Annotated in this window: 20 protein-coding genes, 5 pseudogenes and 1 riboswitch; of the genes and pseudogenes, 3 read left to right on the top strand and 22 right to left on the bottom strand. The window is 42.0% G+C overall.

What is annotated here, in order from left to right; all coding sequences use genetic code 11:
• Positions 1 to 118 precede the first annotated feature (118 nt).
• The 9 genes and pseudogenes from LJE09_RS01630 to LJE09_RS18650 all read right to left on the bottom strand — a co-directional run.
• The gene (locus LJE09_RS01630) at positions 119 to 1,312 is read right to left on the bottom strand and encodes an ABC transporter substrate-binding protein (RefSeq protein WP_055052817.1); all 1,194 of its coding nucleotides are present in this window, start codon (positions 1,310 to 1,312) and stop codon (positions 119 to 121) included.
• Between the two features lie 24 nt (positions 1,313 to 1,336).
• Positions 1,337 to 2,356, bottom strand: coding sequence for a hypothetical protein (locus LJE09_RS01625; RefSeq protein WP_022381097.1), 1,020 nt, complete (start codon positions 2,354 to 2,356; stop codon positions 1,337 to 1,339).
• Between the two features lie 324 nt (positions 2,357 to 2,680).
• Complete coding sequence (locus tag LJE09_RS01620; protein WP_227310928.1) at positions 2,681 to 4,093, bottom strand: sirohydrochlorin cobaltochelatase; 1,413 nt, start codon at positions 4,091 to 4,093, stop codon at positions 2,681 to 2,683.
• 201 nt (positions 4,094 to 4,294) lie between these two features.
• Positions 4,295 to 4,471: riboswitch (cobalamin riboswitch) on the bottom strand.
• A 193-nt stretch (positions 4,472 to 4,664) separates the two neighbouring features.
• Positions 4,665 to 4,991, bottom strand: a pseudogene (gene hisI / locus LJE09_RS01615) (phosphoribosyl-AMP cyclohydrolase); the annotation flags it as partial.
• Positions 4,992 to 5,069: 78 nt separating this feature from the next.
• Complete coding sequence (gene hisB / locus LJE09_RS01610; protein ID WP_008702993.1) at positions 5,070 to 5,657, bottom strand: imidazoleglycerol-phosphate dehydratase HisB; 588 nt, start codon at positions 5,655 to 5,657, stop codon at positions 5,070 to 5,072.
• A gap of 107 nt (positions 5,658 to 5,764) precedes the next feature.
• A complete protein-coding gene (gene hisD, locus LJE09_RS01605) occupies positions 5,765 to 7,069 on the bottom strand; it encodes a histidinol dehydrogenase (protein ID WP_008702991.1) in 1,305 nt (434 codons plus the stop codon).
• Positions 7,070 to 7,071: 2 nt separating this feature from the next.
• Positions 7,072 to 7,719 carry an ATP phosphoribosyltransferase gene (hisG, locus tag LJE09_RS01600; RefSeq protein WP_008702990.1) on the bottom strand — a complete coding sequence of 216 codons (648 nt, stop codon included), beginning with the start codon at positions 7,717 to 7,719 and terminating at the stop codon, positions 7,072 to 7,074.
• A gap of 3 nt (positions 7,720 to 7,722) precedes the next feature.
• The gene (hisZ, locus tag LJE09_RS01595; protein ID WP_118341748.1) at positions 7,723 to 8,841 is read right to left on the bottom strand and encodes an ATP phosphoribosyltransferase regulatory subunit; all 1,119 of its coding nucleotides are present in this window, start codon (positions 8,839 to 8,841) and stop codon (positions 7,723 to 7,725) included.
• A gap of 619 nt (positions 8,842 to 9,460) precedes the next feature.
• Positions 9,461 to 9,586 (bottom strand): annotated as a pseudogene (locus LJE09_RS18650) (DUF6783 domain-containing protein); the annotation flags it as partial.
• On the opposite strand from LJE09_RS18650, the pseudogene LJE09_RS18645 reads away from it, so the two are divergent.
• Positions 9,536 to 9,667 (top strand): annotated as a pseudogene (locus LJE09_RS18645) (DUF6783 domain-containing protein). The pseudogenes LJE09_RS18650 and LJE09_RS18645 overlap by 51 nt on opposite strands.
• Before the next feature lie 168 nt (positions 9,668 to 9,835).
• Here LJE09_RS18645 and LJE09_RS01590 read toward each other — a convergent pair.
• The 7 genes from LJE09_RS01590 to LJE09_RS01560 all read right to left on the bottom strand — a co-directional run bounded on the left by LJE09_RS01590 (position 9,836) and on the right by LJE09_RS01560 (position 17,148).
• Complete coding sequence (locus LJE09_RS01590) at positions 9,836 to 10,369, bottom strand: Holliday junction resolvase RecU (protein ID WP_008702988.1); 534 nt, start codon at positions 10,367 to 10,369, stop codon at positions 9,836 to 9,838.
• A gap of 25 nt (positions 10,370 to 10,394) precedes the next feature.
• Complete coding sequence (lepB, locus tag LJE09_RS01585) at positions 10,395 to 10,955, bottom strand: signal peptidase I (RefSeq protein WP_178687778.1); 561 nt, start codon at positions 10,953 to 10,955, stop codon at positions 10,395 to 10,397.
• Positions 10,879 to 11,904, bottom strand: coding sequence for an RluA family pseudouridine synthase (locus LJE09_RS01580; RefSeq protein WP_055058009.1), 1,026 nt, complete (start codon positions 11,902 to 11,904; stop codon positions 10,879 to 10,881). Before LJE09_RS01580 ends, lepB begins: the two co-directional genes overlap by 77 nt.
• Positions 11,905 to 11,985: 81 nt before the next feature.
• Entirely contained in the window at positions 11,986 to 12,639 is a 654-nt protein-coding gene (locus LJE09_RS01575; protein WP_008702984.1) for a hypothetical protein, read from the bottom strand.
• Positions 12,636 to 14,582 (bottom strand): YgiQ family radical SAM protein, encoded by a 1,947-nt coding sequence (locus tag LJE09_RS01570; protein ID WP_008702983.1) that lies wholly within the window; start codon positions 14,580 to 14,582, stop codon positions 12,636 to 12,638. Before LJE09_RS01570 ends, LJE09_RS01575 begins: the two co-directional genes overlap by 4 nt.
• A 102-nt stretch (positions 14,583 to 14,684) precedes the next feature.
• Entirely contained in the window at positions 14,685 to 15,497 is an 813-nt protein-coding gene (locus LJE09_RS01565) for a GTP pyrophosphokinase (protein ID WP_025576989.1), read from the bottom strand.
• A gap of 199 nt (positions 15,498 to 15,696) precedes the next feature.
• Positions 15,697 to 17,148 (bottom strand): aminoacyl-histidine dipeptidase, encoded by a 1,452-nt coding sequence (locus LJE09_RS01560; protein WP_227310927.1) that lies wholly within the window; start codon positions 17,146 to 17,148, stop codon positions 15,697 to 15,699.
• Positions 17,149 to 17,317: 169 nt separating this feature from the next.
• Between LJE09_RS01560 and LJE09_RS01555 the strand changes: the two genes are divergently transcribed.
• Positions 17,318 to 18,244, top strand: a complete 927-nt coding sequence (locus LJE09_RS01555; RefSeq protein ID WP_025576988.1) for a hypothetical protein — start codon at positions 17,318 to 17,320, stop codon at positions 18,242 to 18,244.
• 110 nt (positions 18,245 to 18,354) lie between these two features.
• On the opposite strand, the gene LJE09_RS01550 is transcribed toward LJE09_RS01555, so the two are convergent.
• The 4 genes from LJE09_RS01550 to LJE09_RS01535 form a co-directional block, all read right to left on the bottom strand.
• Complete coding sequence (locus LJE09_RS01550) at positions 18,355 to 18,987, bottom strand: hypothetical protein (RefSeq protein WP_008702979.1); 633 nt, start codon at positions 18,985 to 18,987, stop codon at positions 18,355 to 18,357.
• A gap of 58 nt (positions 18,988 to 19,045) precedes the next feature.
• Positions 19,046 to 19,540 (bottom strand): pantetheine-phosphate adenylyltransferase, encoded by a 495-nt coding sequence (gene coaD / locus LJE09_RS01545; RefSeq protein ID WP_055058006.1) that lies wholly within the window; start codon positions 19,538 to 19,540, stop codon positions 19,046 to 19,048.
• Positions 19,541 to 19,666: 126 nt separating this feature from the next.
• Entirely contained in the window at positions 19,667 to 20,218 is a 552-nt protein-coding gene (gene rsmD / locus LJE09_RS01540) for a 16S rRNA (guanine(966)-N(2))-methyltransferase RsmD (protein WP_020993877.1), read from the bottom strand.
• Positions 20,215 to 20,610, bottom strand: a complete 396-nt coding sequence (locus LJE09_RS01535; RefSeq protein ID WP_008702973.1) for a methylglyoxal synthase — start codon at positions 20,608 to 20,610, stop codon at positions 20,215 to 20,217. The genes rsmD and LJE09_RS01535 overlap by 4 nt, the downstream gene beginning before the upstream one ends.
• 288 nt (positions 20,611 to 20,898) lie before the next feature.
• Between LJE09_RS01535 and LJE09_RS18640 the strand changes: the two are divergent.
• Positions 20,899 to 21,084, top strand: a pseudogene (locus LJE09_RS18640) (small, acid-soluble spore protein, alpha/beta type); the annotation flags it as partial.
• Positions 21,085 to 21,473: 389 nt separating this feature from the next.
• Here LJE09_RS18640 and LJE09_RS01525 read toward each other — a convergent pair.
• Positions 21,474 to 22,025, bottom strand: coding sequence for a prolyl-tRNA synthetase associated domain-containing protein (locus LJE09_RS01525; RefSeq protein WP_173679595.1), 552 nt, complete (start codon positions 22,023 to 22,025; stop codon positions 21,474 to 21,476).
• Between the two features lie 430 nt (positions 22,026 to 22,455).
• Positions 22,456 to 23,304: pseudogene (locus LJE09_RS01520) on the bottom strand (ABC-three component system middle component 6); the annotation flags it as partial.
• Positions 23,305 to 23,491 lie beyond the last annotated feature (187 nt).

Genomic DNA, 23,491 nt, shown 5'->3' with positions numbered 1-23,491 from the left:
TATATTTCCTGCTTTTGGCAGTTCTGCAGAATCCCGCAAACATATTTCAATGCCATTCGTAAATAACTATACCAATCGCATAGAATGCGAATTCAAGTGTGCCGAGGATTTACAAATATCATTTTAACTTATGCATATATACAAGTTCATCCAGTGAATCATCATCTGTGGTAAGGATTGTATGAATATCTTCGATCATGGTTCCAAGCTCGGTGGTTTCCTGGAAAAGATTTTTACCCGTACACCACACATTTCCATCCTTCACTGCCTTAAAATCTGCCAGAAGATTACTTTTTGCCAGCAGTTCATCAATACTAGAAAGTTCACCGTCGATAGTACTGTTATAGATGATATAGTCCGCATCTTTTGCTTTGGCATAAAATTCTTCCATCTGCATATTCATGGTAGACAAAGCGTTATCACTTTCTCCTGTATCTTCGGGAACATATTTGCCGCCTGCAAGCTCGATCATGTTTGAAACATAATCACCATTCTTTCGCACATTGACAGCACCTGTGGAATTAATATAAAAGAATGCTACTGTTTTACCTGTATCTTTATCATCAGAGGTCAGAACTTTGTCAAGCTTGTCTGTCTGCTCCTTAAATGCCTTCTCAGCTACATCTTCCTTTCCGAGAAGCACAGCATAGAGTTTCATCCATTCAGTTCTTCCCAGAGGATGGCTCTCATAACTGGAACGTTCTACCATTACCGGGATACCAAACTGTTCCAGTTTCTCTTCCACCTCCGGATTATGATGGATCATAGTTGATTCAATGGCAAGACCACAGCCTTCATCCAGGATCAGTTCATAATCCGGTGCATTGTACTTGCCTGCATAAATCATTTTTCCGGATTCCATGGCATCTTTTGCTTCCTGGATATACCATCCATTCTCCTGAGTTCCTGAAAGACGAATGCTGTCAATACCGTCAATTGCGCGGAAAAGATCCATGGCAGAGGTTGCTACCAGATAGATGTTGTTCAGCGGTTGTTGAATAACTGTGATATCTTTTTCAAGCCCCTTTGGAGCCTTTTTTCCCTCTGGAACTACAAGAAACTGTCCTTCCTGATTGATAGTAATCAGAGCATAGCCATCATTGTAATAGTCTACGCTGAATTCTTCTGCGTAGGAAAGTTCCATACTGTGATCATAGGTAAGTCCCGGGATATCCACAGGAGTTTTTGCATTGTCTTTATCTGCTGCGTATGCTGTACAGACAGTGCATATACAGATAATAAATAATGCAACTGACATAAAACCGATAAATATTGTTTTTTGCTGTTTCTTTATTATGTTTTTCATCTTCATAATTGTTTCTTTGTTTGTATGTGATTATTTTGCTGTTTTTTCTGCTTCTTTGGCAGTTGTGGAATCAAAATTTAAGGTGTAGTCAATCTCGTGAGGCTCACTCATTGCTACTGTATCTGCTGTTACCTCCATCTCTGCATCAAATACGCTGACAGGGATTTCAAAAGTGGAGTTTCCGTCTTTATTAACCGGCTCATATTTCTCACCATCCACAAGCATATAATCATAGTTCGGACTGCTCCATACGATAGTTGCTGTAGCTTTATCGCCTTCTACATTAATGGCTGCAGGAGAATCAATGGTTGCTCTTCCTGAACCGCCTGTGAGAGTTACATCCATGGTATAATCGCCGTCTTCAAGATTCAGATCTGCCAAAGTCTTACCTTCACTTGTCTTACTGTCTTTCGCATCTTTGTCTGTGTCATCTGCTTTGGAATCTGCATCTTTATTTTCTTTATCATCTTTTTTTGCATCTGTATCATCGGATTTTACAGGATTTTTGACACTTACCTTATGGTCATACCATTTTCCTTTTGTTCCGATCAAAGCTACATCGAATTCTTCATCAATTGCGGGTACCGGGATATCAAATCCATATACTTCCTCACTCATTCCATCGCTGTATGTAACAGTATCTGTGGTTGGCTCAAGAACCTCTGCCCCGTCTTTCTGTGCATCTTCTGCCTTTCCGACGAAAAGGTTTACAATTTTCTTAGAAGCAAGGCTTACATGGATAGTCATCTTGCCATCCTTTACTGTAAGGGTTCCTTTTCCATCGTTTGCTTCATTTACATGGAACATTCCGCTGTCTGTATCAAATTCTGCTGTGTAGGTGCCATCCTCTAATGTATCACTCTTGGATGCATCTGTTTCTTTATTATCTGTGTTTTCTGAATCAGCATCTTTTGCAGTTGTTTCTTCTTTATCAGTGGTTTCTTCTGTTGCCGTATCAGTATCTGTCTTTGCAGCAACCGGGCTTGTACCGATCAGAGTAGCTGAAATAGTAAGTGCTGACATTAATAATGTAAATGAACGTTTCTTCATGATTATTTCTTCTCCCTTATCTTCATATTTTTTATAGTTTTTTCTATCGTGCTGTTCAACCCATCTGCTGCAGAGCAACAGGCTTTTGAACAGGTGATGGCAAATATATTATAGTAATTCCAGAAAATAATGCAATTAAGACAGTTCCTCTGGATCTTTCTCAGATGTGCGCACGTTACTGTGAACGGAATGAACAGAAACGTGCGAACTGTTTGCAGTATTTTATGGAATTGCTATGACTTCTTTTTTTCTTATCATATAATATATCTGCCCGGAAACTTTTGCAAGTTCTCCGGGCAGTTTATCTTGTTTGAACAATATTTTTTATTCAGCGTCAGCCTCTGCAGTATCAGCTGTTGTCTCAGCTGCGTCATCTGCCTGTGCATCGTCTGCCTGTGCATCGTCTGCACTGTCATCTGTTGCTTTGGCATCAGTATCTTCTGCTGCTGCATCGTCAGATGCTCCAAGAGAATCAATTGCTGCTTTTGTATGAGCCACATACAGATCTTCTACTGCTGCGATTCTTCCAAGACCTGCGATCTGACAGTCAACACTGTCGAAATCACCGGATGCCTCAAACTGAGATTTCCAGGAATCTGCATCATCACCAGCCATATCATTGTTAGCGTGGTCTCCGGCAACAACCATCAGAGGACGAAGGATTACATTCTTGAATCCTGCTTCTTTTACTTTCTCGATAACCTTGTCACATGCTGTGTCTTCCGGTTCTCCCTCTACAGTTCCGATGAAAGCGTTTGTGAATCCAAGATCATCCATCTGTGTCTGCATCTGGTCATAGGTTACGTTAGCTGTATGGGATGTACCATGTCCCATGAATACAAATGCTGTGCCTGCATCTGCTGCTGCTTTCATATCATCAAATCCAGCTTCCTTGCAAGCTTCATCTGTGATTGCCTGAGCAACTGCTTTCTTGTCATCATTGATCACTGTAGCATCATCACCAACTTCACCGAGCATTGGCTCTGCAATTGCAACAGATTCAAATTTGTCTTTGTATCCATCAATTGCCTCTGTCATTTCATCATATTCTGCACCATGCATCAGATGTGTCGGCTGTACAACAAGATTCTTAACACCGTTAGCTACTGCACGGTCAAGAGCCTGCTGCATATTATCGATTACTTCATCATCTCTTGCCTGTACATGGTTGATGATGATCTGTGCTGTAAATGCACGTCTTACTGACCAGTCCGGATATGCTTTTGCAAGGGCATCCTCGATTCCTTTGATATCCTCTGCACGGCTGTCGTTGAAGGATGTACCAAAACTTACTACAAGAAGTTCATTCTCACCAATCTCATCCTGGTTACGAGGATCATCTTTGGAAGCATCACCTGTGTCACGTCCAAAGTATTCAGGGCTTGCTTCTTCACCTGTTACCAGTTCTTTCTGAGCATCTGTAAGTTTGTCCCATGCTTCTTTTGCTGCTTTGCAGTCTTCGTCAGTTGTGTCTGTTCTTTCCTGAACATAAATCTTATCGATCAGGGCACCAACTTCGTCTGCGGCTTTCTGATCATCATCAGAAGCTTCTGTTGTATCATCAGATGCTTCCTCTGTATCTGCTGCATCTGCATCGTCTGCAGTTGCTTCTGTGTCATCTGCAGCCTCTTCTGTTGCTGCATCATCAGATGCAAAAGCAACTGTACCTGTTGCTGCTGTCATGGAACAGGTCATGGATACTGCCAGTAATAAGGCTAACATGGATTTTCTTTTCATTTCGTTTTTCCTCTTTTATTTCTCGTATTTCCGGACAATTGTATGCACAAAAAAAGCAACTGCATATTCTGCAGCTACCGCTTTCCCATAAATACATGGTTTATATGTACCAGATATATCTGTAATTTCCGATTCTGTCTGATTCATTTAATAAAAGAGCTATGTATCGTTATGAGAATACAGGTTCTGTATACCGCAGACCTTAAATTCTACGCCAAGGCAGTTCTCCTGACTTCGATCATCGCTGTTTCTCCCTTCCCGGTTTCCCAGTGGTTTCTGAAAAGCAGCTCCCATACACAGTGACGGTATCGCTCCGGATTCTCACCGGATTCTCTTTTGCGCATCAAGCGCGATGCAACCTTTGCGTTATAACATTGCACATATTTAATTCGGATATTCTTTTTTTATCACATTTTACCAAAAATGTCAATACAATTCGTGTATATTTTCCTCTAATGTTTGGCATTAGTGTTACTGTTCACTCCGTTCACAGTAACGTAGCCAAAATTCATTCCAGATTGCCTGCGGCAATGGAATTTTGGCTTGTATATTATCGCGTTATTCATTACACTTCTGTCAGGGTTTTGAAAAAACAGGTTCTGTTTCCGGTATGGCAGGCTGCACCGATCTGCTCTACTTTAGCAAGGATCGTATCATTGTCGCAATCCAGTGTAAGGGATTTTACAAACTGAAGATGTCCGGATGTGAGTCCCTTCGTCCAGAGTTCATTGCGGCTTCTGCTCCAGTAAGTCATTTTACCTGTTTCAAGAGTGGTATTAAATGCTTCTTCATTCATATACGCCAGCATCAGCACTTCGTTTGTCTGATAATCCTGGGCTATAACAGGTACCATTTCATCACTGTTTAATTTAAAATCAGACCATGCAATACTGCTTTTTAAATTCACTGTATTTTCCATTTTCTGTCTCCATCTAATTTATTGATTGCCATAAATCATTTCGTAAATTTTCAAATTTTACAAACTGCCCTTGGTAGACAGAACATCTGTGATTCTTGGATCATAGGATGTGGCTGCGTCCAGTGCTTTGGCAAAACTTTTGAACATTGCTTCTGCTACATGGTGATTATTCCCACCTGCCAGAACCCTGATATGAAGATTCATGCCACAGGCATAGGAAATGGCATAGAAGAACTCTTTTACCATTTCCGTGGACATGTCACCGATCCTGTCTGTGGTAAACTCTGCATCCCATACAAAGTAAGGTCTTCCGGACAGATCGATCGCACAGAGCACCAGGGATTCATCCATGGGAAGGATGCAGCTTCCATAGCGCTTAATCCCCTTTTTGTCACCAATTGCTTCTTTTAATGCAGTTCCCAGAACAATTCCTGTATCCTCGATGGTGTGATGGTCATCCACCTGAAGATCACCATGGACTCTGACACTGAGATCAAAGAGCCCATGACGGGTAAATCCATCCAGCATATGGTTAAAAAATCCCACACCTGTCTCAATATCAGAATATCCGGTTCCATCCAGATTTATTTTTAATTTGATTTCTGTTTCTTTTGTATTTCTTTCTGCTGAGGCTTCTCTTGCCATGGTTAAGTCCTCTCTGTCTTACTTATTTTCAAACACTCTGAATCCATTGTTTTAATGCGCAAACTACAGTTTACATTATAGCAGATTTCAGATTCAAAGCCTTACCATTATTCTTTATCTTCATCCTCAAAACGAACTGCAATAGAATTTGCATGTGCAGTAAGCTGCTCAGAAGTTGCAAACTGAATGATATCTTTGTGTATATTACGCAGTGCGGATTTTGAGTAATATACAATACTTGATTTCTTGATGAAATCATCTACGGAAAGGGCTGAGAAAAATTTGGCTGTTCCGTTTGTAGGAAGTACATGGTTCGGACCTGCAAAATAATCTCCCAGTGGCTCGGAACTGTACTCTCCGATAAAGATCGCACCTGCATTCTTCACTTTCATCATATCTTCAAAGGGATTGGCTGTCACGATCTCCATATGTTCCGGAGCGATTTCATTGGCTGCCTCAATCGCCTCGTCCATATCCTCTGCGATCAGAATGTATCCAAAGTTATCAAGAGACTTCTGAATGATTTCTTTTCTGGAAAGGACCTCCACGAAACCTTTTACTTCTTCATCTACTTTCTTCGCAAATTCCTCACTTGTAGTGATCAGGATAGCACATGCCAGTTCATCATGCTCTGCCTGGGAAAGAAGGTCAGCTGCCACAAAATGCGGATTAGCTGTCTCATCTGCAAGAACAAGGATCTCACTCGGTCCTGCAATGGAGTCAATGCTTACATAGCCATATACTGCTTTCTTTGCAAGAGCTACGAAAATGTTTCCGGGACCTACGATCTTGTCTACCTTCGGAATACTCTCTGTTCCGAAAGCAAGGGCACCGATCGCCTGTGCACCACCCACCTTATAAATCTCATCTGCTCCTGCTTCTTTGGCTGCTACCAGTGTGGAAGCGCATACTTTGCCATCCTTTCCGGGCGGTGTTGTCATAACAATATGCGGGACTCCTGCCACTTTCGCAGGTACAATATTCATCAGTACAGAAGACGGATAAACTGCTTTTCCACCGGGTACATAGACACCCACACGATTTAACGGTGTTACTTTCTGTCCAAGCATAGTTCCATCTGTTGTGCTTGTAAACCAGCTGTTCTGGATCTGTTTTTCATGATACTGACGGATATTGACCAGAGCTTTGCGGATCACTCCAAGAAGTGCAGGATCAATCTGCGCATAAGCCTCTTCAATTTCTGCATCTGTGACGCGGATAGTCTCTTTTGTCACATCAGCTTTGTCAAATTCTTTTGTATAGGCAAAAAGGGCTGCGTCCCCTTCATTTTTTACTTTATCAAGGATCTGAGCTACTGTGGATTCAAATTTCCCATAGTTATTCGGGCTTCTTTTCAGCAGATTCTCAAGAATATCCTTTGTTGATTCTTTTGTTAATTTTACTGTACGCATCTTTACATCTCCTCCTGAAGAACTCTTCTTAAGTCTTCAATAAGTTTACGGATTCTCTCATTTTCCATCTTCATGCTCACCTGATTGACTACCATTCTGGCAGACAGCGGGCAGACCTCTTCTAGCACTTTCAGCCCGTTTTCCTTCAGTGTACTTCCAGTCTCCACAATATCTACGATCACTTCAGACAGACCAACGATGGGTGCCAGTTCAATAGAACCATTTAATTTAATCAGATCTACTGTCTGATGTTTTCTGTTAAAGAAGTAATCTTTGGCAATATTTGGATATTTAGTCGCCACACGGATCAGCTGGTTGTTCTCCAGAACTTCTCTGGCACTCTCCGGTCCACAGACACACATCTTACATTTTCCAAATCCAAGGTCCATCACTTCATAAAGCTTACGGCCTTCCTCCAGGATCGTATCCTTTCCCACAATTCCGATATCTGCCGCGCCATACTCTACATAGGTAGGAACATCCGGACCTTTTGCAAGGAAGAATTTCATTTTTAATTCTTCATTTGTAAAGATCAGTTTACGGGAATCTTTATCTTTCATTTCTTCGCAGGTGATTCCTGCTTTCTCAAACATTTCCATTGTTTTGTTGGCAAGTCTGCCTTTGGTCAGGGCAACTGTCAGGTATCTCATGGCTTATCTGGCCTCCTTTTTCAAACGTAATGCCACACATTTGCCTTCTGCGCGAAGTTTCTGTGCTTCTTTGATCGCCTGTGCACGATCCTGTGGCTCATATTCGATCACTTCCGGCTTCTCTTCTTTCTCAGAGAGCAGTTTCTGGCTGGAAAGTGCAAGAAGAAGATTGTCTACTTCAATCGCAAATCCGATAGAGGCCGCCGGTTTACCGAAGTGTTTCATCAGGCCATTGTAACGACCGCCCTTGATCATTGGCTCGCCGGTTCCATAGGTGTATGCCTGAAAAATGATACCTGTATAGTACTGATATTTACTAAGCATTCCAAAATCGAAAGAGATATACTTTTCATATCCGTAGTTTTTCATAATCTCATAGATTTCTTCTAGTCTGGAAACTGCCTCCAGTGCGCAGGCGTTGTTTGTCAGACTTCTGGCTTTCTTTAAGACTTCTTCTGAACCAAACATCTGTGGGATTTCAGTAAAGGCTTTCTGCATACTGTCTTTGAGTTTCTGTTCTTCTACAAACTCTTCTACTCCGAAAGAATTTTTCTGCGAGATCAAAACACGAAGACGTTCTTCTGCTTCCGGACCGAGTTCGGCTTCTTTTAATAAGGATTTGAAGTAATCTACCTGTCCGACACTGACCTGAAATTCTGTAAGGCCTGCTGCCAGAAGGCATTCCACTGTCATGGCAAGAAGTTCTGCATCTGCATCTGCGGATTCATCACCGATCCGTTCTACTCCCATCTGTGTGGTTTCTTTGAGATGTCCTCTGTAGCTGGTGTTATTAATAAACGTGTTTCCTGTGTAGCAGAGGCTTACAGGTTCTTTGTCCGGGGAAAAGTAGGTTGCACAGGCTCTGGATACAGACGGGGTGAAGTCAGGTCTGAGTACCAGGGTATTGCCTTCTCTGTCAAAGAATTTATAAAGTTCTTTGGATGGGATGGTTCCTACTTCGCGGCTGAATACTTCAAAGTATTCGAATGTCGGGGTTTCTATGTCTTCATAGCCATACTGGTGGAAGACGCGATGGATTTTCTCCTGTACCTTTCTTTTCTGGCTGCATTCGCCGTTGTAGATGTCTCTTACACCTTCAGGGGTGTGGAAAATACGCTGCATGGGTGGTCCTCCTCTTGGTTATGTATTGTGGTTGTTATTACTTTGCCGATTTCGCTTTAGTACAGTAACGTGCTACTAAAGTAATGTGAAACTAGATAGAATTATAATTGTTTTTTAGAAAAATGTCAAGTACAGTTAATGTTATTATTATATGTTTAGAGGGACGCTCAGAAACATATTGTATTTGAGGTGCGGTTTCGGTATCTAAGAGCTTCTAAGTCTTCAGGAAATCTGCTAAAACCATGAGAAGAAAAGCCCGGAATTACTCGCTGTCGCTCAGACAAGGGGCTTTTCTTCTCATAACGCAGATTTCCTGAAAACTAAGAATCTCTAAGACACCTGCAAATGCACCTCAAATACAATATGTTTCCGAGCTGGTTTTCGCAATGTGGAAGATTATGACGGCTATAGCAAGTCTATTAACTAATGCATTTAAGACAGTTCAGCCGAGTGCGAAAGACAAGGCAGATACCTACAGGCGTGCTGACGCACATCAAGGATATCTGACGCAGGATTTTACGCTCTGATGAACTGAATCAATATACATTATAAGAGGCTTGCTATAGTATGCCAGCCAGTTGATTTCTTCATGGTTACTGCCAATACACAGCGCAGAAATTTATTTTATTTCCGGTGCATTTGCAGGTATCTTAGAGCGTGTCTGAAAAAGGCTTTCTGCAAGATGTGCGTCACAATTTGTGGAATATTTTGCCCGGATGAGGGCGCCGTAGCGGGCTACGGCAACTGAATTCGGGTGAAATATCCCGCAAAGTGGGGCGTGCAGATTGCGGGAATGATTTTTCAGACACACTCTAGAGTTTCTTAGGCAAAAAAAATCTGCGTTATGAGCCGGCTGTTTCACTGTCTGAGCGAAGTCGGCGACGGAGCGAGTTTGAGAAGACGGCTCATGCTTTTAGCAGATTTTTTTTGCCTTAGAAACTCTTAGATGCCGAAACCGCACCGGAAATAAAATAAATTTCTGCGCGTCCCTCTTCTATTCCCTCTCATCAAGATCAATCTGAATCCCATCCAGAAAGGGCACAAGAAACCCGCTTTTTTTATTCAAATAGTACTGAGGCTCCAGCTCTTCGCGCCGAAAGCTCTTGCGGCCGCCTTCCTGCATCCGGTTCCAGAAAGTAAGGAGACTGCGCAGTGTAAGGTAATAGAACTGGTTTTCATGGCTGTAGAATATAAGAAAAAAAGCCACCCCTCCCTGCTTTTCAAATGCCTGCATAAATTCCACCTGATGAGGATGGATATTCGCAAGCGGAAAAGTATCCGCCGCACATTCTTTGGCATCAAAGCAGACAGGGATGCCCTGTACTGCTCCGATATAGTCTACAGTGCTTCGTTGCTCGAAATATGCCAGCGTAATATGACGGTTTTCCTTATCCATACGGACAGGTGTGATCGGAGTGGGAATTTTCTGGATAAGTGCCAGTCCCTTTTCTCTGTATTGTTCATTTGTACGATTTACAAGATCCTCCAGAGTGGATCCCCGCAAACCTCTGCTGTTCCATGTTGCCACTTTATTTCTCCGTAAATTTTATTTTCTACTTCAATAATTTTACCGACGGATAATACCTGATAACTGCCTTTCCGACAATCTCATCAAAGGTCACAAAACTGGTGCTTTTCCAGCAACGGGAGTCTTTGGAATGATTGCGGTTATCACCCAGGACGAAATAGCTGTTTTCGGGAACTTCATACGGGCCAAAGCTGCCCCTTGGTTTTTCCGGAACGAAACTGTCATCCAGAGGAATCTCTGAATCATTGATATAGACTTTGCCGTCCTTAATCTGTACTTTTTCTCCCGGAAGTCCGATGACTCGTTTGATGAAAAGCTTGCTTTCGTCATCCGGGTATTTGAAAATAATAATGTCAAAGCGTTCCGGATCTTTTATTTTTTTTGATATTTCATGTCCGAAGAAATCCAGATTGAGTCCATATGCAAGGCGGAATCCGAAAATACGGTCTCCTGTCATAATGGTTTTTTCCATTGATTCGGAAGGAATTTTGGCATTGATCAGTACTACGCTATTCACAAGCGTTACGATCACTACTACTATGATGATCATTTTTGCGTAATCCCATATTTCTTTCCAGATTCTCATGATAAGCCTCCTCAAGATTTTCCTCTTTGATGATTTTACAGAAAAGCTCCGGTGCCGGCGCCACAAAGGTCTGGTCTGTCTCCGGAATTACTAACCTGTATGCATGGAGAAGCTGATGCCTGACTCCATGGCGGATGTATTGCTTATTAAATTCAGAATCTCCGTATTTGGTGTCTCCAAGCAATGGATGTCCTGTTCCTGCAAGGTGAGCACGAATCTGGTGAGTACGGCCTGTGATCAGCTCAACTTCCAGAAGAGTTATTTTTCCGTTGCTGCCAAGAGGACAATATTTCGTTTCAATCGGCAGGGAATCTTTGAATTCCTGTCTGCTTACGATTACTTTGTTTGTTTTTTTATCTTTGTGCAGATAACCCCTGATATGATCCGGTTTTTCTATTTTGCCTTTTGTGAGGCAGATATAGTATTTGTGAAGTGTTCTGTCGTGGAATATCCTGGACAGAAACTGCAGACCGGCAAGGCTTTTACCTGCACAGACCATTCCGCTGGTATTACGGTCAAGTCGGTTACATACAGAAGGTCTGAAGGTTTTGAGCTGTTCTTCTGTAAGATCACCTTTCTTTAAAAGGTAGCCGGTCAGATATTCTACAAGGGACGGTTCCCCGTCATCTGCCGGCTGTGAAAGCATCCCTGCCGGTTTATTGATGATAATGATATCAGGATCCTCGTAAACAATATCCAGTTCGCAGTATGCTCTTGCTGCCTGACTGCTTCCTGCAAATTTATCGAAAGTTTCATCACTCAGAAACAGTTTGATGGTGTCGCCTTTGAGAAGTTTTTCGTTTCCTGTGGCTTTCTTTCCATTTAGAGTGATGTTCTTTTTGCGAAGCATTTTGTAAAAAAAACTTTTAGGTGCTTCTCTGAGAAGCTTGGCCAGATATTTATCAAAGCGCTGGCCCGCTTCATTTTCTTCTATAATAAATTCTTTCATATTTAATTGTTCCTGTATAATTATACCAAACTCCGAAATAACACATTGCTATAGATATATTTTGTAATTGAATTCCGGCGACTACAGACACAATGCCAGAATGGTCTGTCGGATCAGTTCGTTTCTGGAAAGATCCGGATATTTTTCGTCCGGGGTAAATTTGATTCCTTCTTCCAGACTTTCTCTGTGATCGTTCATGGAATCAAGACGTTCCAGGAACGGACGGAGATCTGTAAAAATTTTCACCGTCACTTTATAACCGTTTTTACGGATGATCTTCTGGGAATTGGTTTCCATGAAAGATGCATCGATTTTCGGATCACTGCTGTAAGCCACTACTGTATTTCCACATACTGCTGCTGCATCAATATAGGCACTTTTTTCATAAAAAGTCATGTAAAGTTCATATGCCATATCCAGACTGCCCTGATGCTCATGGATTTTCTGATATAATCCGGCATCCATTGGTCTGCATTTCAGAATCATGATCAGATTCACCATGGATTTACATGCCGGAAGACAGCCAACTACAGTTACAACTGTCCAGACAGTCATTCTTGTCTTAAAATAGAACCAGGATGTAAAAAAGATGAATAAGGGTACTGCAAAAAGAATTGCAGTGATGATCAGGCGGCGTCTCTTTTCACTTCTGAAATATCCGAAGTTCCCTTTGGATACTTTTGAAGATGTTTTCGCTTTACTTTGTTTTTTATTTCTGTTTTTCTTTTCTGTCACTTACGTCCTCCTCTGGAATTTTTCTTATGTATATTTCTGATAGTATTCTTCTTTGCAGATGCTGAACTGTTTTTGTTATTTTTGCTATTTCTGCTGTTTTTCGCATTCCGACTACTGCCCTGAGTATGCTGTTGGCCTCCATGATTCTCTCGAAGCGGCCGGATCAAACATTTAGGGCCGTAACCTACCAGGTCCATTCTTCCGGTCATTTTGAGGCCTTCCAGCACCAGTTCTCTGTTTGCAGGATTCTTGTACTGCATCAAAGCTCTCTGTATTGCTTTTTCATGGGGGTTCTTCGGCACATATACCTTCTCACCTGTAAGAGGATGGATTCCCGTATAGTACATACAGGTAGAAAGAGTAGACGGGGTTGGATAGAAATCCTGTACCTGTTCCGGGGTAAAGCCAAGATCCCGGACATATTCCGCAAGTTTTACTGCCTCTTTCATGGTACATCCCGGATGGGAGGACATGAAATACGGGACAGCATACTGCTGCTTTCCTGTTTGCCTGTTTGCCGCATCATATTCCTTAAGAAACTGCTGATAGACGCTGTGACTTGGTTTTCCCATATACTTCAGAACCTGATCAGACACATGTTCCGGTGCCACACGCAACTGCCCACTTACGTGATGTTCCACCAGTTCACGCAAAAAAGTCTTGTCCCTGTCTGCCACCACATAATCAAAGCGTACACCGGAGCGGATGAATACCTTCTTCACTCCCGGGATCTTCCGCAGCTTCCGAAGCAGAGAAACGTAATCCGAATGATCTACAGTCAGGTTTTTGCATGGCGTGGGAAACAGACACTGCTTATTCTTGCAGACCCCTTTCGTGAGCTGTTTCTGACAAGATGGTTGTCTGAAATCTGCTGTGGGACCACCCACATCGTGAATATAACCCTTGAACTCAGGATCATTTGTCATTCTGGTAGCTTCTTCGATCAGAGACTCATGACTTCTGGTCTGAAGAATTCTTCCCTGATGAAAAGTCAGGGCGCAGAAATTACAGCCGCCAAAGCACCCTCTGTTGCTTGTCAGGCTGAACTTGATTTCTTCCAGTGCCGGAATTCCGCCCAGCTTCTCATACATGGGATGAACTTTCTCCGTATAAGGCAGGGCATATACATCATCCATTTCCTCCTGTGTCAGGGGCAGAGCAGGAGGATTCTGTATAATATATCCCTTTGTCCCATAAGATTCTACCATTGGTCTGGCGCTGAATGGATCTGTATTCTGATACTGAATGGCAAAGCTGTCTGCATAAACCTTCTTGTTTACTTTTACTTCCTCATAAGAAGGAAGAATAATCGGATCATAAACTCTCGACAGATCCCTGCACTTAAATACAGTTCCTGCAATATAGGTAAGTTCCTCTACCGGCAGTCCACTCGCCAGCGCATCTGCAATCTCTATGATCGAATGCTCACCCATTCCATAGGAAATCATATCTGCCCCGGAATCAAGGAGTACACTGTGTTTTACTTTATTCTCCCAATAATCATAATGTGCCAGTCGTCTCAGGCTGGCTTCAATCCCACCCAGGATAATGGGTGTCTTTTTATAAGTCTGACGGATCAGATTGCTGTACACGATCACCGCGCGGTCAGGACGAAGTCCCATCTGGCCTCCCGGTGAATAGGAATCTTTCTGCCTGTGCTTTTTAGAGACTGTATAGTGATTTACCATAGAGTCCATATTTCCCGCAGACACCAGAAATCCCAGTCGAGGCTCTCCAAATACTTGAATACTCTCCTTCTTTCTCCAGTCAGGCTGAGGAATGATCCCCACTTTATACCCACGACTCTCCAACAGTCTGCTGATGATCGCAGTACCAAAGGAAGGATGGTCCACGTAGGCATCACCTGTAATATAGGCAAAATCTACCTGCTCCCACCCTCTCTGTTTCATTTCTTTCTTTGTTACCGGTAAAAAATCCTGCATTTATATTTTCCTCGTATGTATTATAGTCATGCGGATACGATCATCCGCCACACAGTTCTACATCTGCAGCAAACCTTTCAAATTATCATTTCCGGATAATAATCAGACATGATGATACACTGCCTGTGCCCGGTATCCTTCGGATATAATATCAAGCTGTCTGTGGAACCGCTTCAGCTGCTGAAGATCTTTTGTTTTAAATACTCTCAGGAACTCATCCTGAATCTTCATAATCTCCCGCTTATTTGCAATCTTGTACAGATTTTCAATGTTGATCAGAATATCCTTCACCAGATTAGACTGCATCTGTGACGAATTCTGTGCATCCATAATCTCATTCCGCACAGAAGACATCTCATGGTCAAGAGCATTAATGGCATCTGCTGCCTTGCTCAGACGTTCTGCCACATGCTCCGGCATATCCCCTTTATATTTATATTGCAGGGAATGCTCAATCGTCGCCCAGAAGTTCATAGCCATTGTACGGATCTGTATCTCCGCCTGCAGCTTCTTTGGCCCTTTGATCGTATCCACTGTATAATAAATAATCAGATGATAACTTCTGTAACCACTCTGTTTAATATGCTTCAGATAATTCTTCTCACTCTTTATAACCATATCGCTTCTCTTCTGGATCAGGGAAGCAACCGTCTCTATATCCTCCTCAAACTGGCAGATAATACGAACACCGGCAATATCCTCCAGTTCTTCTTCCATTCTCTCCATAGGAATATGCTTGCGCTGCATTTTCTCAAGAATACTGCTCACGCTCTTAACCCTGCCCTCCACCTGCTCAATCGGGCAGTAAACATCATTCTCTTTACATTCATCAATAATGTGATTGAATTTCACTTCCAGCTCTCTCACAGCCAGTTCATACGGGCACAAAATGCTTCTCCATAACTGTATTTCCATTTTCACTCGCTCCTTGCATTTCATACATTTTGTTATTATAGCATAGATTTTGAAAAATATCTCGCTAATATGAATAGTTTCTGTTTTTTTTAGAAATGCCTAGTTCCGCATTCTGATACAGTATATGCAAAGCACCGGACATATAGAACATTCAAAAAAGCACCCCTGCCGCCAAAGCGCAACAGGGATGCTTCCAACATCACTCTTTAAGAGCCTCCAGAACTTTCACCAGATACTTCCAGACTCTCTCTGTAGAAGAAATACTAAGCACCTCTTCAGACGTATGAATATCCTTCATATCAGGTCCCAGAGACACACAGTCAAGTCCTTCCATCTTCTTATAGAAAAGTCCACACTCAAGTCCTGCATGGATTGCCAGCACATTCGGTTTCTGTCCATACATTTCCTCATATACTTCCACCATCTTATCACGAAGCGGTGAATCCTTGCGATACTCCCACGCAGGATAAACGCCCTGTCTCTCATACTCTCCGCCAAGGAACTCCGTCAAATAGGCAATCTTGTCAGAAAGGGAATCTCTGGCTGTCTCCACAGAACTTCTGATACTGGAACTTCCCATTACCTCATTCTCAGAAGTCTTCAGAATACCGATATTCGTAGAAGTCTCTACCAGTCCTTTGATCGTTCCGCTCATTTTCTGAACACCATAAGGTACATTTACAAGGAAGAAAATTACTTTTTCTTTACTTGTGGGATGAAGAACCCTTACTTCCTGTTTTCCCTCATCTTCAACAGTTACTGTGATACCCTCATCAGTTCCTGCATACTCTTCTCTCCATGCTCCCTGCACAGAAGCCGCATATTCTCTGACAGCATCTGCATTTTCTTCAAGAACAAGGATTTCTGCTGTAGCCTCCCTTGTAATGGCATTATCTTTCTGTCCGCCCTGCACACTGATCAGTTCAAAATCTGTTTTCTCATCCAGACCATGGAGAAATTTTCCGAGAAGAGAATTTGCGTTTGCACGATTCTTGTCAATCTCAGCTCCGGAATGACCGCCCATCAGTCCGCTGATCTTAACTGTCAGCTTCTCTCCCTCTGCATCCAGTCTTGTCACTGGAATATGGCTGACTCCGGAAAGTCCGCCTGCACAGCTGATCCAGAGGCTTCCTTCTGCTTCAGAATCCAGATTGATAAATCTTCTTCCTTTTAATACACTGCAGTCAAATCCAACTGCACCCAGAAGACCGATTTCCTCATCTACAGTAATAAACACTTCAAGCGGCGGATGAGCAATTGTATCACTTTCCAGAAGTGCAAGACCATAAGCAACAGCAATTCCGTCATCACCACCAAGGGTTGTTCCGTTTGCAGATACATAGTCACCTTCTACAGAAAGATTTAATCCGTCTTTTGTAAAATCATGCTCTACATCCGGACGTTTCTCACATACCATATCCATATGTCCCTGAATGATCACTACAGGAGCATTCTCGTATCCCGCTGTGCCCGGTTTATAAATAACCACATTATTCATCTCATCCTGAACATATTCCAGATCATGATCCTTTGCAAACTGAACCAGATAGTCGCTGATCTGCTTTGTATTTCCTGAGCCATGAGGAATTTTGCATATCTCCTCAAAATAATGGAACACTCTTTTGGGTTCACAATTCTCTAAAACTGCCATAATTATATTACCTCCAAAAATCACACATTTGTCTTATAATATACCATTGTTTTCCCGATATACGACAAATTTTCCAGATATATTTTACCCAAATACTATAGCATTTATTTTCATTCTGCGCCATATAAATTTTATAAAGAATGGCAAACAATTGCAAAGAGGTTGTTGTATGTCCAAAAACACCATACTCACCGGTGGTATTTGTTTTCTTCTTGTCTTTCTTCTGCTGCATCCTGCTGAAAGTCTGTCCTGTGCCAGAGCCGGAATGACTCTGTGGCTGAATACATTAATCCCAACGCTTCTCCCATTTATCATTCTCACAGGAATGCTTACACATACCGGTCATATCCGGAAACTTCTCCTGCCATTTGAATCATTCTTTCATATTTTTCCGGGTGTCAGCATCTGGGGTGGTTATGTTTTCGTTCTCGGAATGCTGTGTGGTTATCCTCTGGGAGCCAAACTTGCCTCTGATCTGTATGGATTACATAAAATCAGCAAAAAAGAAGCTCTTTATCTCACTACCTTCTGTAACAATCCAAGCCCTGCCTTTATCATTACCTATCTCTGTAAGTCCTGTCTTAAGGATACAGTACCTGCCGGCATGGTCTTTGCGAGTATTTTTTCAGCAAATCTGATATGTATGCTGTTCTTTCGTTTTTTTGTGTACCAAAATGCCACCATCTCAGATTCCCCAGGATTTTCACCTGAGATTTCTTCTCGAAAAAATATACTTGATTTTTCTATAATGAACGGTTTTGAAACCATTACACGTCTCGGAGGATATATTCTATTGTTCTCCATTCTGGCAGGATGTATCAGATATTATGCGCCTTTTCCACTTCTCTATCAATACCTGCTGCTCGGATTTACAGAGATTACTTCCGGACTTTCTCTTATTTCAGTTTCCGGACTGCCATACATGACTCGTATACTTTTGTCCGCTGCAGCCACCGCATCCGGCGGTCTGTGCATCCTTGCTCAGACAAAAGGTGTTCTCCACCATGACCTCAGCATTCTGCCTTATTTTATTTCCAAGTGTATCTGTACATTCCTTACAGCAGGTATTCTTTACTGTCTGATTTCCTATCTGTGAAAATAAATTCTTTCCGGGAACTGTCATCATTTCATTATACAAAATCAGGGCAGGAAATTTTCCTGCCCCTTGTTTTCTCATCTTCTATAATATTTATAACTGATTTATTTTTAGTTTTCTCCCAGATCATCTAACAGATCGTCATCATCATCTTTCGCTCCGTCATTATCATGATAAGAGCCTGTAATTGCTGCAGCCTGTGCTGTCTGAGGTGCAAGTTCCTGACGATTGTGGTTTACAACATCAAGACAGCTCTGCAGGGAATCAATAAATGTTTTGTATTTCACACCTGCATCCTCTAATGTTGTATTAAGCACACTGCCAATATTGGCCATCATATCATCTGTATAGGTGATCGCGCTGAGACGAATGCTGTTTGCATCCTGTGTTGCAGAATCCAGAATCTCCTGTGCCTGTTTGTTAGCTGCATTGATCGTATCATTTGCCTGTGCATATGCTTTCTGCATAATCTCATGCTGTGTTACCAGTTCCTGTGCTCTTGCCTGTGCATCTGCGATCAGTGCATCTGCCTTAGTCTGAGCATCCTCAAGGATAGCGTCCTTATTGTTAATGATCTTCTGATAACGTTTAATCTCATCCGGAGTTTTCAGGCGGAGTTCTCTCAGAAGTTCCTCAATTTCTTCTTTATTTACCACAATCTTAGTAGTTGACAGTGGCTGGAATTTACAGCTGTCCACATATTCCTCAATCTCACCGATAATCTGTTCAATTCTGCTGCTCATAGTATATACACTCCTTATTTTCTATTTCTGTTACTGTACGCTCTATGTGAACAATAACTTATTTGTTGTCTGCTGTAAGACGAATCTTCTCAATAACTGCATCCGTTATCTCGGCCGGTGCAAACTTACTCAGGTCGCCTCCAAAATGTGCAACTTCCTTCAATATTGTAGAACTCAGGTATGCATATTCCAGACTTGTAGTCAAAAATACAGTATCTACATCCGGTGCAAGTACACGATTGGTCTGAGCCATCTGGAGCTCATACTCAAAATCTGTAACTGCACGAAGTCCACGTATGATCACCTGAGCGTGATTCTCTCTGGCAAAATTCACAGACAATCCCTCAAATGGTTTTACCTCAACATTAGGAACGTCCTGAGTCGCCTTTTCTAATATATTAACACGTTCCTGCACAGAAAACAACGGACTTTTTGAAGAATTATGTAAAACGCCCACTATCACTTTGTCAAAAGAAACTGCTGCTCTCCGGATCACATCAAGATGTCCATAGGTAGCCGGATCAAAGCTGCCGGGATATACTGCTATTTTCATTTATTTTTACTCTCTCTTTCCTCTGGCACATACACATATGCATAACAACACGAATGCTGCCTGCAGGCAGCAATCTTATGATAATTTCAGGAAGCAATGTATTCATTCTGAAATTATTATAGTTAATTATGCACGTTCTAAAAATACATGCTTATTTGTTTTATACTCTTTCGAACGCAGCTGCCTGTAACCGAGAGATTCCACATAACTGAAATCCGTCTGAAGATCCGCTTCCACAATAATAAGTGTATTCTTATCTGCAACTGTGCTGTCTTTCAGATATTCCAGCACCTGTCTTTCCAGTTCATTATTATATGGGGGATCCATAAAAATAATGTCAAAAACACCTTTTCCCTCAAGGGAACGCAATGCCTGCAGCACGTCCATGTTCAGCAGTTTACCATCTTCTGCCAGTTTTGTAAATGCAAGATTTTCTCTGATGCATGCAGCAGCTTTTGGATTCTTCTCCACAAACACTGCATAAGAAGCCCCTCTGCTCAGAGCTTCGATTCCGATCCCGCCACTTCCGGAAAAAAGATCCAGGAAACGGCATTCCAAAAGCTCCGGCTGAAGTATATTAAATAATGTTTCTTTGATTCTGTCAGTAGTAGGTCTTGTGTCTATCCCCGGAATTGTTTTCAAATTAAGCCTTCTGGCTTTACCTGCGATCACTCTCATTTCAGATTCAGTCTCCAATCCAGGTCTCCTCTTGCAAGCCCTAAAATAAGAAGTTCTGCTGTGGCAATATTTGTCGCTACAGGAATATTGTACTGGTCGCATCTTCTCACGATGCTTGTGATATCCGGTTCTTTAGGATCGATCATGACCGGATTGTAGAACAGAATGACCATATCAAGATCCTGACGCTCTACCATCTCCATAAACTGCTTGTCTCCACCAATACTGCCGGCAAGGAATTTATGCACATGAAGGCTCGTCGCTTCTTCTATTCTCCGTCCGGTTGTACCTGTGGCATAGACCTCATGTTTGGCAAGTATATTCTTATAAGCGATGCAGAAATCTTCTATCAGTACTTTTTTACTGTTATGTGCGATTATACCTAAGTTCATAGTTTCTCCTCTCCGTTTCTCCTATTTATTTTGCGGATTTTATCTTTTATCCACAATCCTAACTGTAATTATAACAAAGCACTAAATAAAACGCAATTAAAACTTAAAAAATATACATAATTCATAATTTATTAATATTTTTCTTACAGTCATCATGCAAGTTTTCCTGTTTCCATGCTCTTCCTGTCCATGCGAAAACTTCCAGTGTATTATTTCTGCATCTTCATATACTAGCATTGCAACACAAAAATACTTCAAAAGAAAACAACAACCAAGGAGGAAATTGATATGTCAAACACAAAATCTTCTAACCAGACAGCTGTACCGGAAGCAAAAGGTGCGTTAGACCGTTTCAAATTCGAGGTTGCAAATGAATTAGGCGTACCGCTTACAGACGGGTACAACGGTAACCTGACTTCTAAACAGAATGGTTCTGTCGGAGGTTATATGGTCAAGAAAATAGTATCAGAACAACCGCTGAATTTCAATTCTATATTTTATATCATTCCCAGAGTCATTGTCAACTACAGAACAACATTCCCAGGTATTTGTTACTGTTTACGCATCACTATCCCGAGACATATAACCCCCGAAATAATTGTATTATAGCCTTTATTCTCGGCCGGTCTTATGATAAGATTCTCCGACATTTCCGGAACCGGAACTTGGTGTTCGCTGTCCCAGAGTGATCATATGTAATCGTCTGGACGCAGTGCGTGAGTCTAATGCGATTGGAGTATCAAGGATAGCAGGAATTCATGCAGGATTATGGCATTTTAAAATAGTCCATATTCAGAAAGCCTTCAGATATAGACAAAATCTATGGCTGAGGGCTTTCCTGTGTCTTTGGTTATGTGTTTTCCTTATTCCGGAACCGGCAGAGTCACTGTGACAGGCTCATGCTCCAGTGCTGGAATAATTTTCTGCATCAGATCTTCAGTTGTGAATTTGAGACTCGAGGTATTAATACAGGGATGACAGCCGAAGTATGGCTCCTTCATGACATCTTCATCAATAAGAAGCTGTACTTTCTTCTCAGAATCATTCATCAGTCCCAGTACACTGACGGATCCAGGGGTGATATCAAGATATTTCTCCATATATTCCGGTTTGGCAAAAGATAATCTGGCGGAATGGATCTGCGCAGAGAGATCTTTTGTCTTAAACGGTTTATCACCAGGCATCAGAAGAAGATAAAAATCCGTCTCCTGACGATTGCACAGGAACAGATTTTTGCAGATCGTGGTGTTGTCGCCAAGGGCGCGGTCAATTTCTTCACAGGCTTCCATAGTCATAGCAGCCTCATGGTCAATACGCTGATATTGAATACCTAGCTTGTCTAAAAAATCATAGACGCGGATTTCTTTGTCCAGACGATTATCTGTATTCTCAGGTCTTCCCTTTTGTAATTCCATTTCGTGGTGCTCCTTTATTTTTTATTGATGAAAGTGTAATCCTTTTGTATGCGGATTGTCAACAAAAGGGCAGATATCCAGAATATTTTTCTGGTATCCTGTACATTCTACCACCTCCGCGGAATAGATCACCAGCACTCCAGCTCTCCCCACCTTATGATACCAACCGGTCTATCCGCAGCAGGAATACCATGTGATGCTCCATAGTACCCATCAGTACCCGCTATATATCCGCTGAAACAACATCTCATCCAACTGCATCTACTGCCAGCATCCCTGCATCCTGACATGGATTATTCCCCCATCCTATCCACAATGCTGTAGATACTTACATAGAAAGCCTCCATGGGGATAAAACGGTACTCACAGCAATGGAACTGCCGGATATCAAAGAGTTTAACAAAATCGGCTATTCAATAGCCGTAGTAGTTTATATACATAAGTTTATGCGCCCTTTCTTATCGACCTCTGCCGCATCTATAAGATACAACCAATCTAAACATAACAAAACATGGGACATATTGGAAAGGAATTCTGTTTTCGCACGATTTGCATTTTCTGCGGACCGGTAAGCCTCTTTCAGTGCCTGACGGGATTCAATCTCTGCTTTCTTCTCCTGTGTCACATCCATGGATGCCAGCAATACCTTTTCCAGCTTTCCATTCTTCCATTCCAAGGGAATATAAGAAGCGATTTTATAAGTCTTTTCATCCAGGCTACAATACTCAAACTTATAAATATCATTTTCACTTTTCAGTTTTTTTCGAATATTATCCGGGGCTATCAGAATATCTATAGCTTCCAGTGGTTCCAGTGTCTTATACCTTTCAAGAACCTGCATCTGAAAATCATGATAAAAGCCCAGAGGTTTATATATCATCTGTCCATTCAGGTTGTAGAACTCATATCTGTCATTTTCCAGATCACAGACAACAAAACGGTCAACCAGACGCACAATACTCTGGATCAGCAGCTCCATGGAGGCATTATCTGCTGCCATCTGCAGATGCCGTGCGCTCTCTATCTTTGCCTCTGTGATATCACGCAAGAAAATCATGGCATATTCTGAATCCTCTATCTCTCCACGTATGATCACATTGCGAACCCATCGTTCTTCTCCATTCAGAGTGATTCGACACTCTAAAGACAATTCAGTTTCCAGCCCCTTCAGCCTTTCTGCAATATAATCACGGTCATAAAAAGCGGATACCGCCTTCTTATCTGTTTCCATAACATAGGAATCCACAAAATGCTGTATCAGTTCATCCCATGTATGACTTGTTCAAAGAGTTCATTTGAACACCCCTTGAGAAATGGCACTTGCAGGCATAAAAGAAGGCAGGCAGTCTCGTTATAAGACTACCTGCCTGTTGATTATTCTTATGCTGTTTTCTGTATTTCGCCAGTTCGGCAAACTGGAAGTTAGCGATTTCTTTTTCCGGTATTCTCTGTCCCACGGATTTCCT

It is taken from the genome of Blautia sp. DFI.3.45 (assembly GCF_020593505.1).
GTDB lineage: Bacteria > Bacillota > Clostridia > Lachnospirales > Lachnospiraceae > Blautia_A > Blautia_A wexlerae.
Note: the sequence above shows the minus strand (reverse complement) of the source record. Positions and strands in the feature narration are given on the sequence as shown.

What these genes read in the sequence shown, in the direction of transcription:
- LJE09_RS01630 (WP_055052817.1), bottom strand. Translation starts at nt 1,312, where the DNA reads ATGAAGATGAAAAACATAATAAAGAAACAGCAAAAAACAATATTTATC.
- LJE09_RS01625 (WP_022381097.1), bottom strand. Translation starts at nt 2,356, where the DNA reads ATGAAGAAACGTTCATTTACATTATTAATGTCAGCACTTACTATTTCA.
- LJE09_RS01620 (WP_227310928.1), bottom strand. Translation starts at nt 4,093, where the DNA reads ATGAAAAGAAAATCCATGTTAGCCTTATTACTGGCAGTATCCATGACC.
- hisB (WP_008702993.1), bottom strand. Translation starts at nt 5,657, where the DNA reads ATGGCAAGAGAAGCCTCAGCAGAAAGAAATACAAAAGAAACAGAAATC.
- hisD (WP_008702991.1), bottom strand. Translation starts at nt 7,069, where the DNA reads ATGCGTACAGTAAAATTAACAAAAGAATCAACAAAGGATATTCTTGAG.
- hisG (WP_008702990.1), bottom strand. Translation starts at nt 7,719, where the DNA reads ATGAGATACCTGACAGTTGCCCTGACCAAAGGCAGACTTGCCAACAAA.
- hisZ (WP_118341748.1), bottom strand. Translation starts at nt 8,841, where the DNA reads ATGCAGCGTATTTTCCACACCCCTGAAGGTGTAAGAGACATCTACAAC.
- lepB (WP_178687778.1), bottom strand. Translation starts at nt 10,955, where the DNA reads ATGAGAATCTGGAAAGAAATATGGGATTACGCAAAAATGATCATCATA.
- LJE09_RS01580 (WP_055058009.1), bottom strand. Translation starts at nt 11,904, where the DNA reads ATGAAAGAATTTATTATAGAAGAAAATGAAGCGGGCCAGCGCTTTGAT.
- LJE09_RS01570 (WP_008702983.1), bottom strand. Translation starts at nt 14,582, where the DNA reads ATGCAGGATTTTTTACCGGTAACAAAGAAAGAAATGAAACAGAGAGGG.
- LJE09_RS01565 (WP_025576989.1), bottom strand. Translation starts at nt 15,497, where the DNA reads ATGGAAATACAGTTATGGAGAAGCATTTTGTGCCCGTATGAACTGGCT.
- LJE09_RS01560 (WP_227310927.1), bottom strand. Translation starts at nt 17,148, where the DNA reads ATGGCAGTTTTAGAGAATTGTGAACCCAAAAGAGTGTTCCATTATTTT.
- LJE09_RS01555 (WP_025576988.1), top strand. Translation starts at nt 17,318, where the DNA reads ATGTCCAAAAACACCATACTCACCGGTGGTATTTGTTTTCTTCTTGTC.
- LJE09_RS01550 (WP_008702979.1), bottom strand. Translation starts at nt 18,987, where the DNA reads ATGAGCAGCAGAATTGAACAGATTATCGGTGAGATTGAGGAATATGTG.
- coaD (WP_055058006.1), bottom strand. Translation starts at nt 19,540, where the DNA reads ATGAAAATAGCAGTATATCCCGGCAGCTTTGATCCGGCTACCTATGGA.
- rsmD (WP_020993877.1), bottom strand. Translation starts at nt 20,218, where the DNA reads ATGAGAGTGATCGCAGGTAAAGCCAGAAGGCTTAATTTGAAAACAATT.
- LJE09_RS01535 (WP_008702973.1), bottom strand. Translation starts at nt 20,610, where the DNA reads ATGAACTTAGGTATAATCGCACATAACAGTAAAAAAGTACTGATAGAA.
- LJE09_RS01525 (WP_173679595.1), bottom strand. Translation starts at nt 22,025, where the DNA reads ATGGAATTACAAAAGGGAAGACCTGAGAATACAGATAATCGTCTGGAC.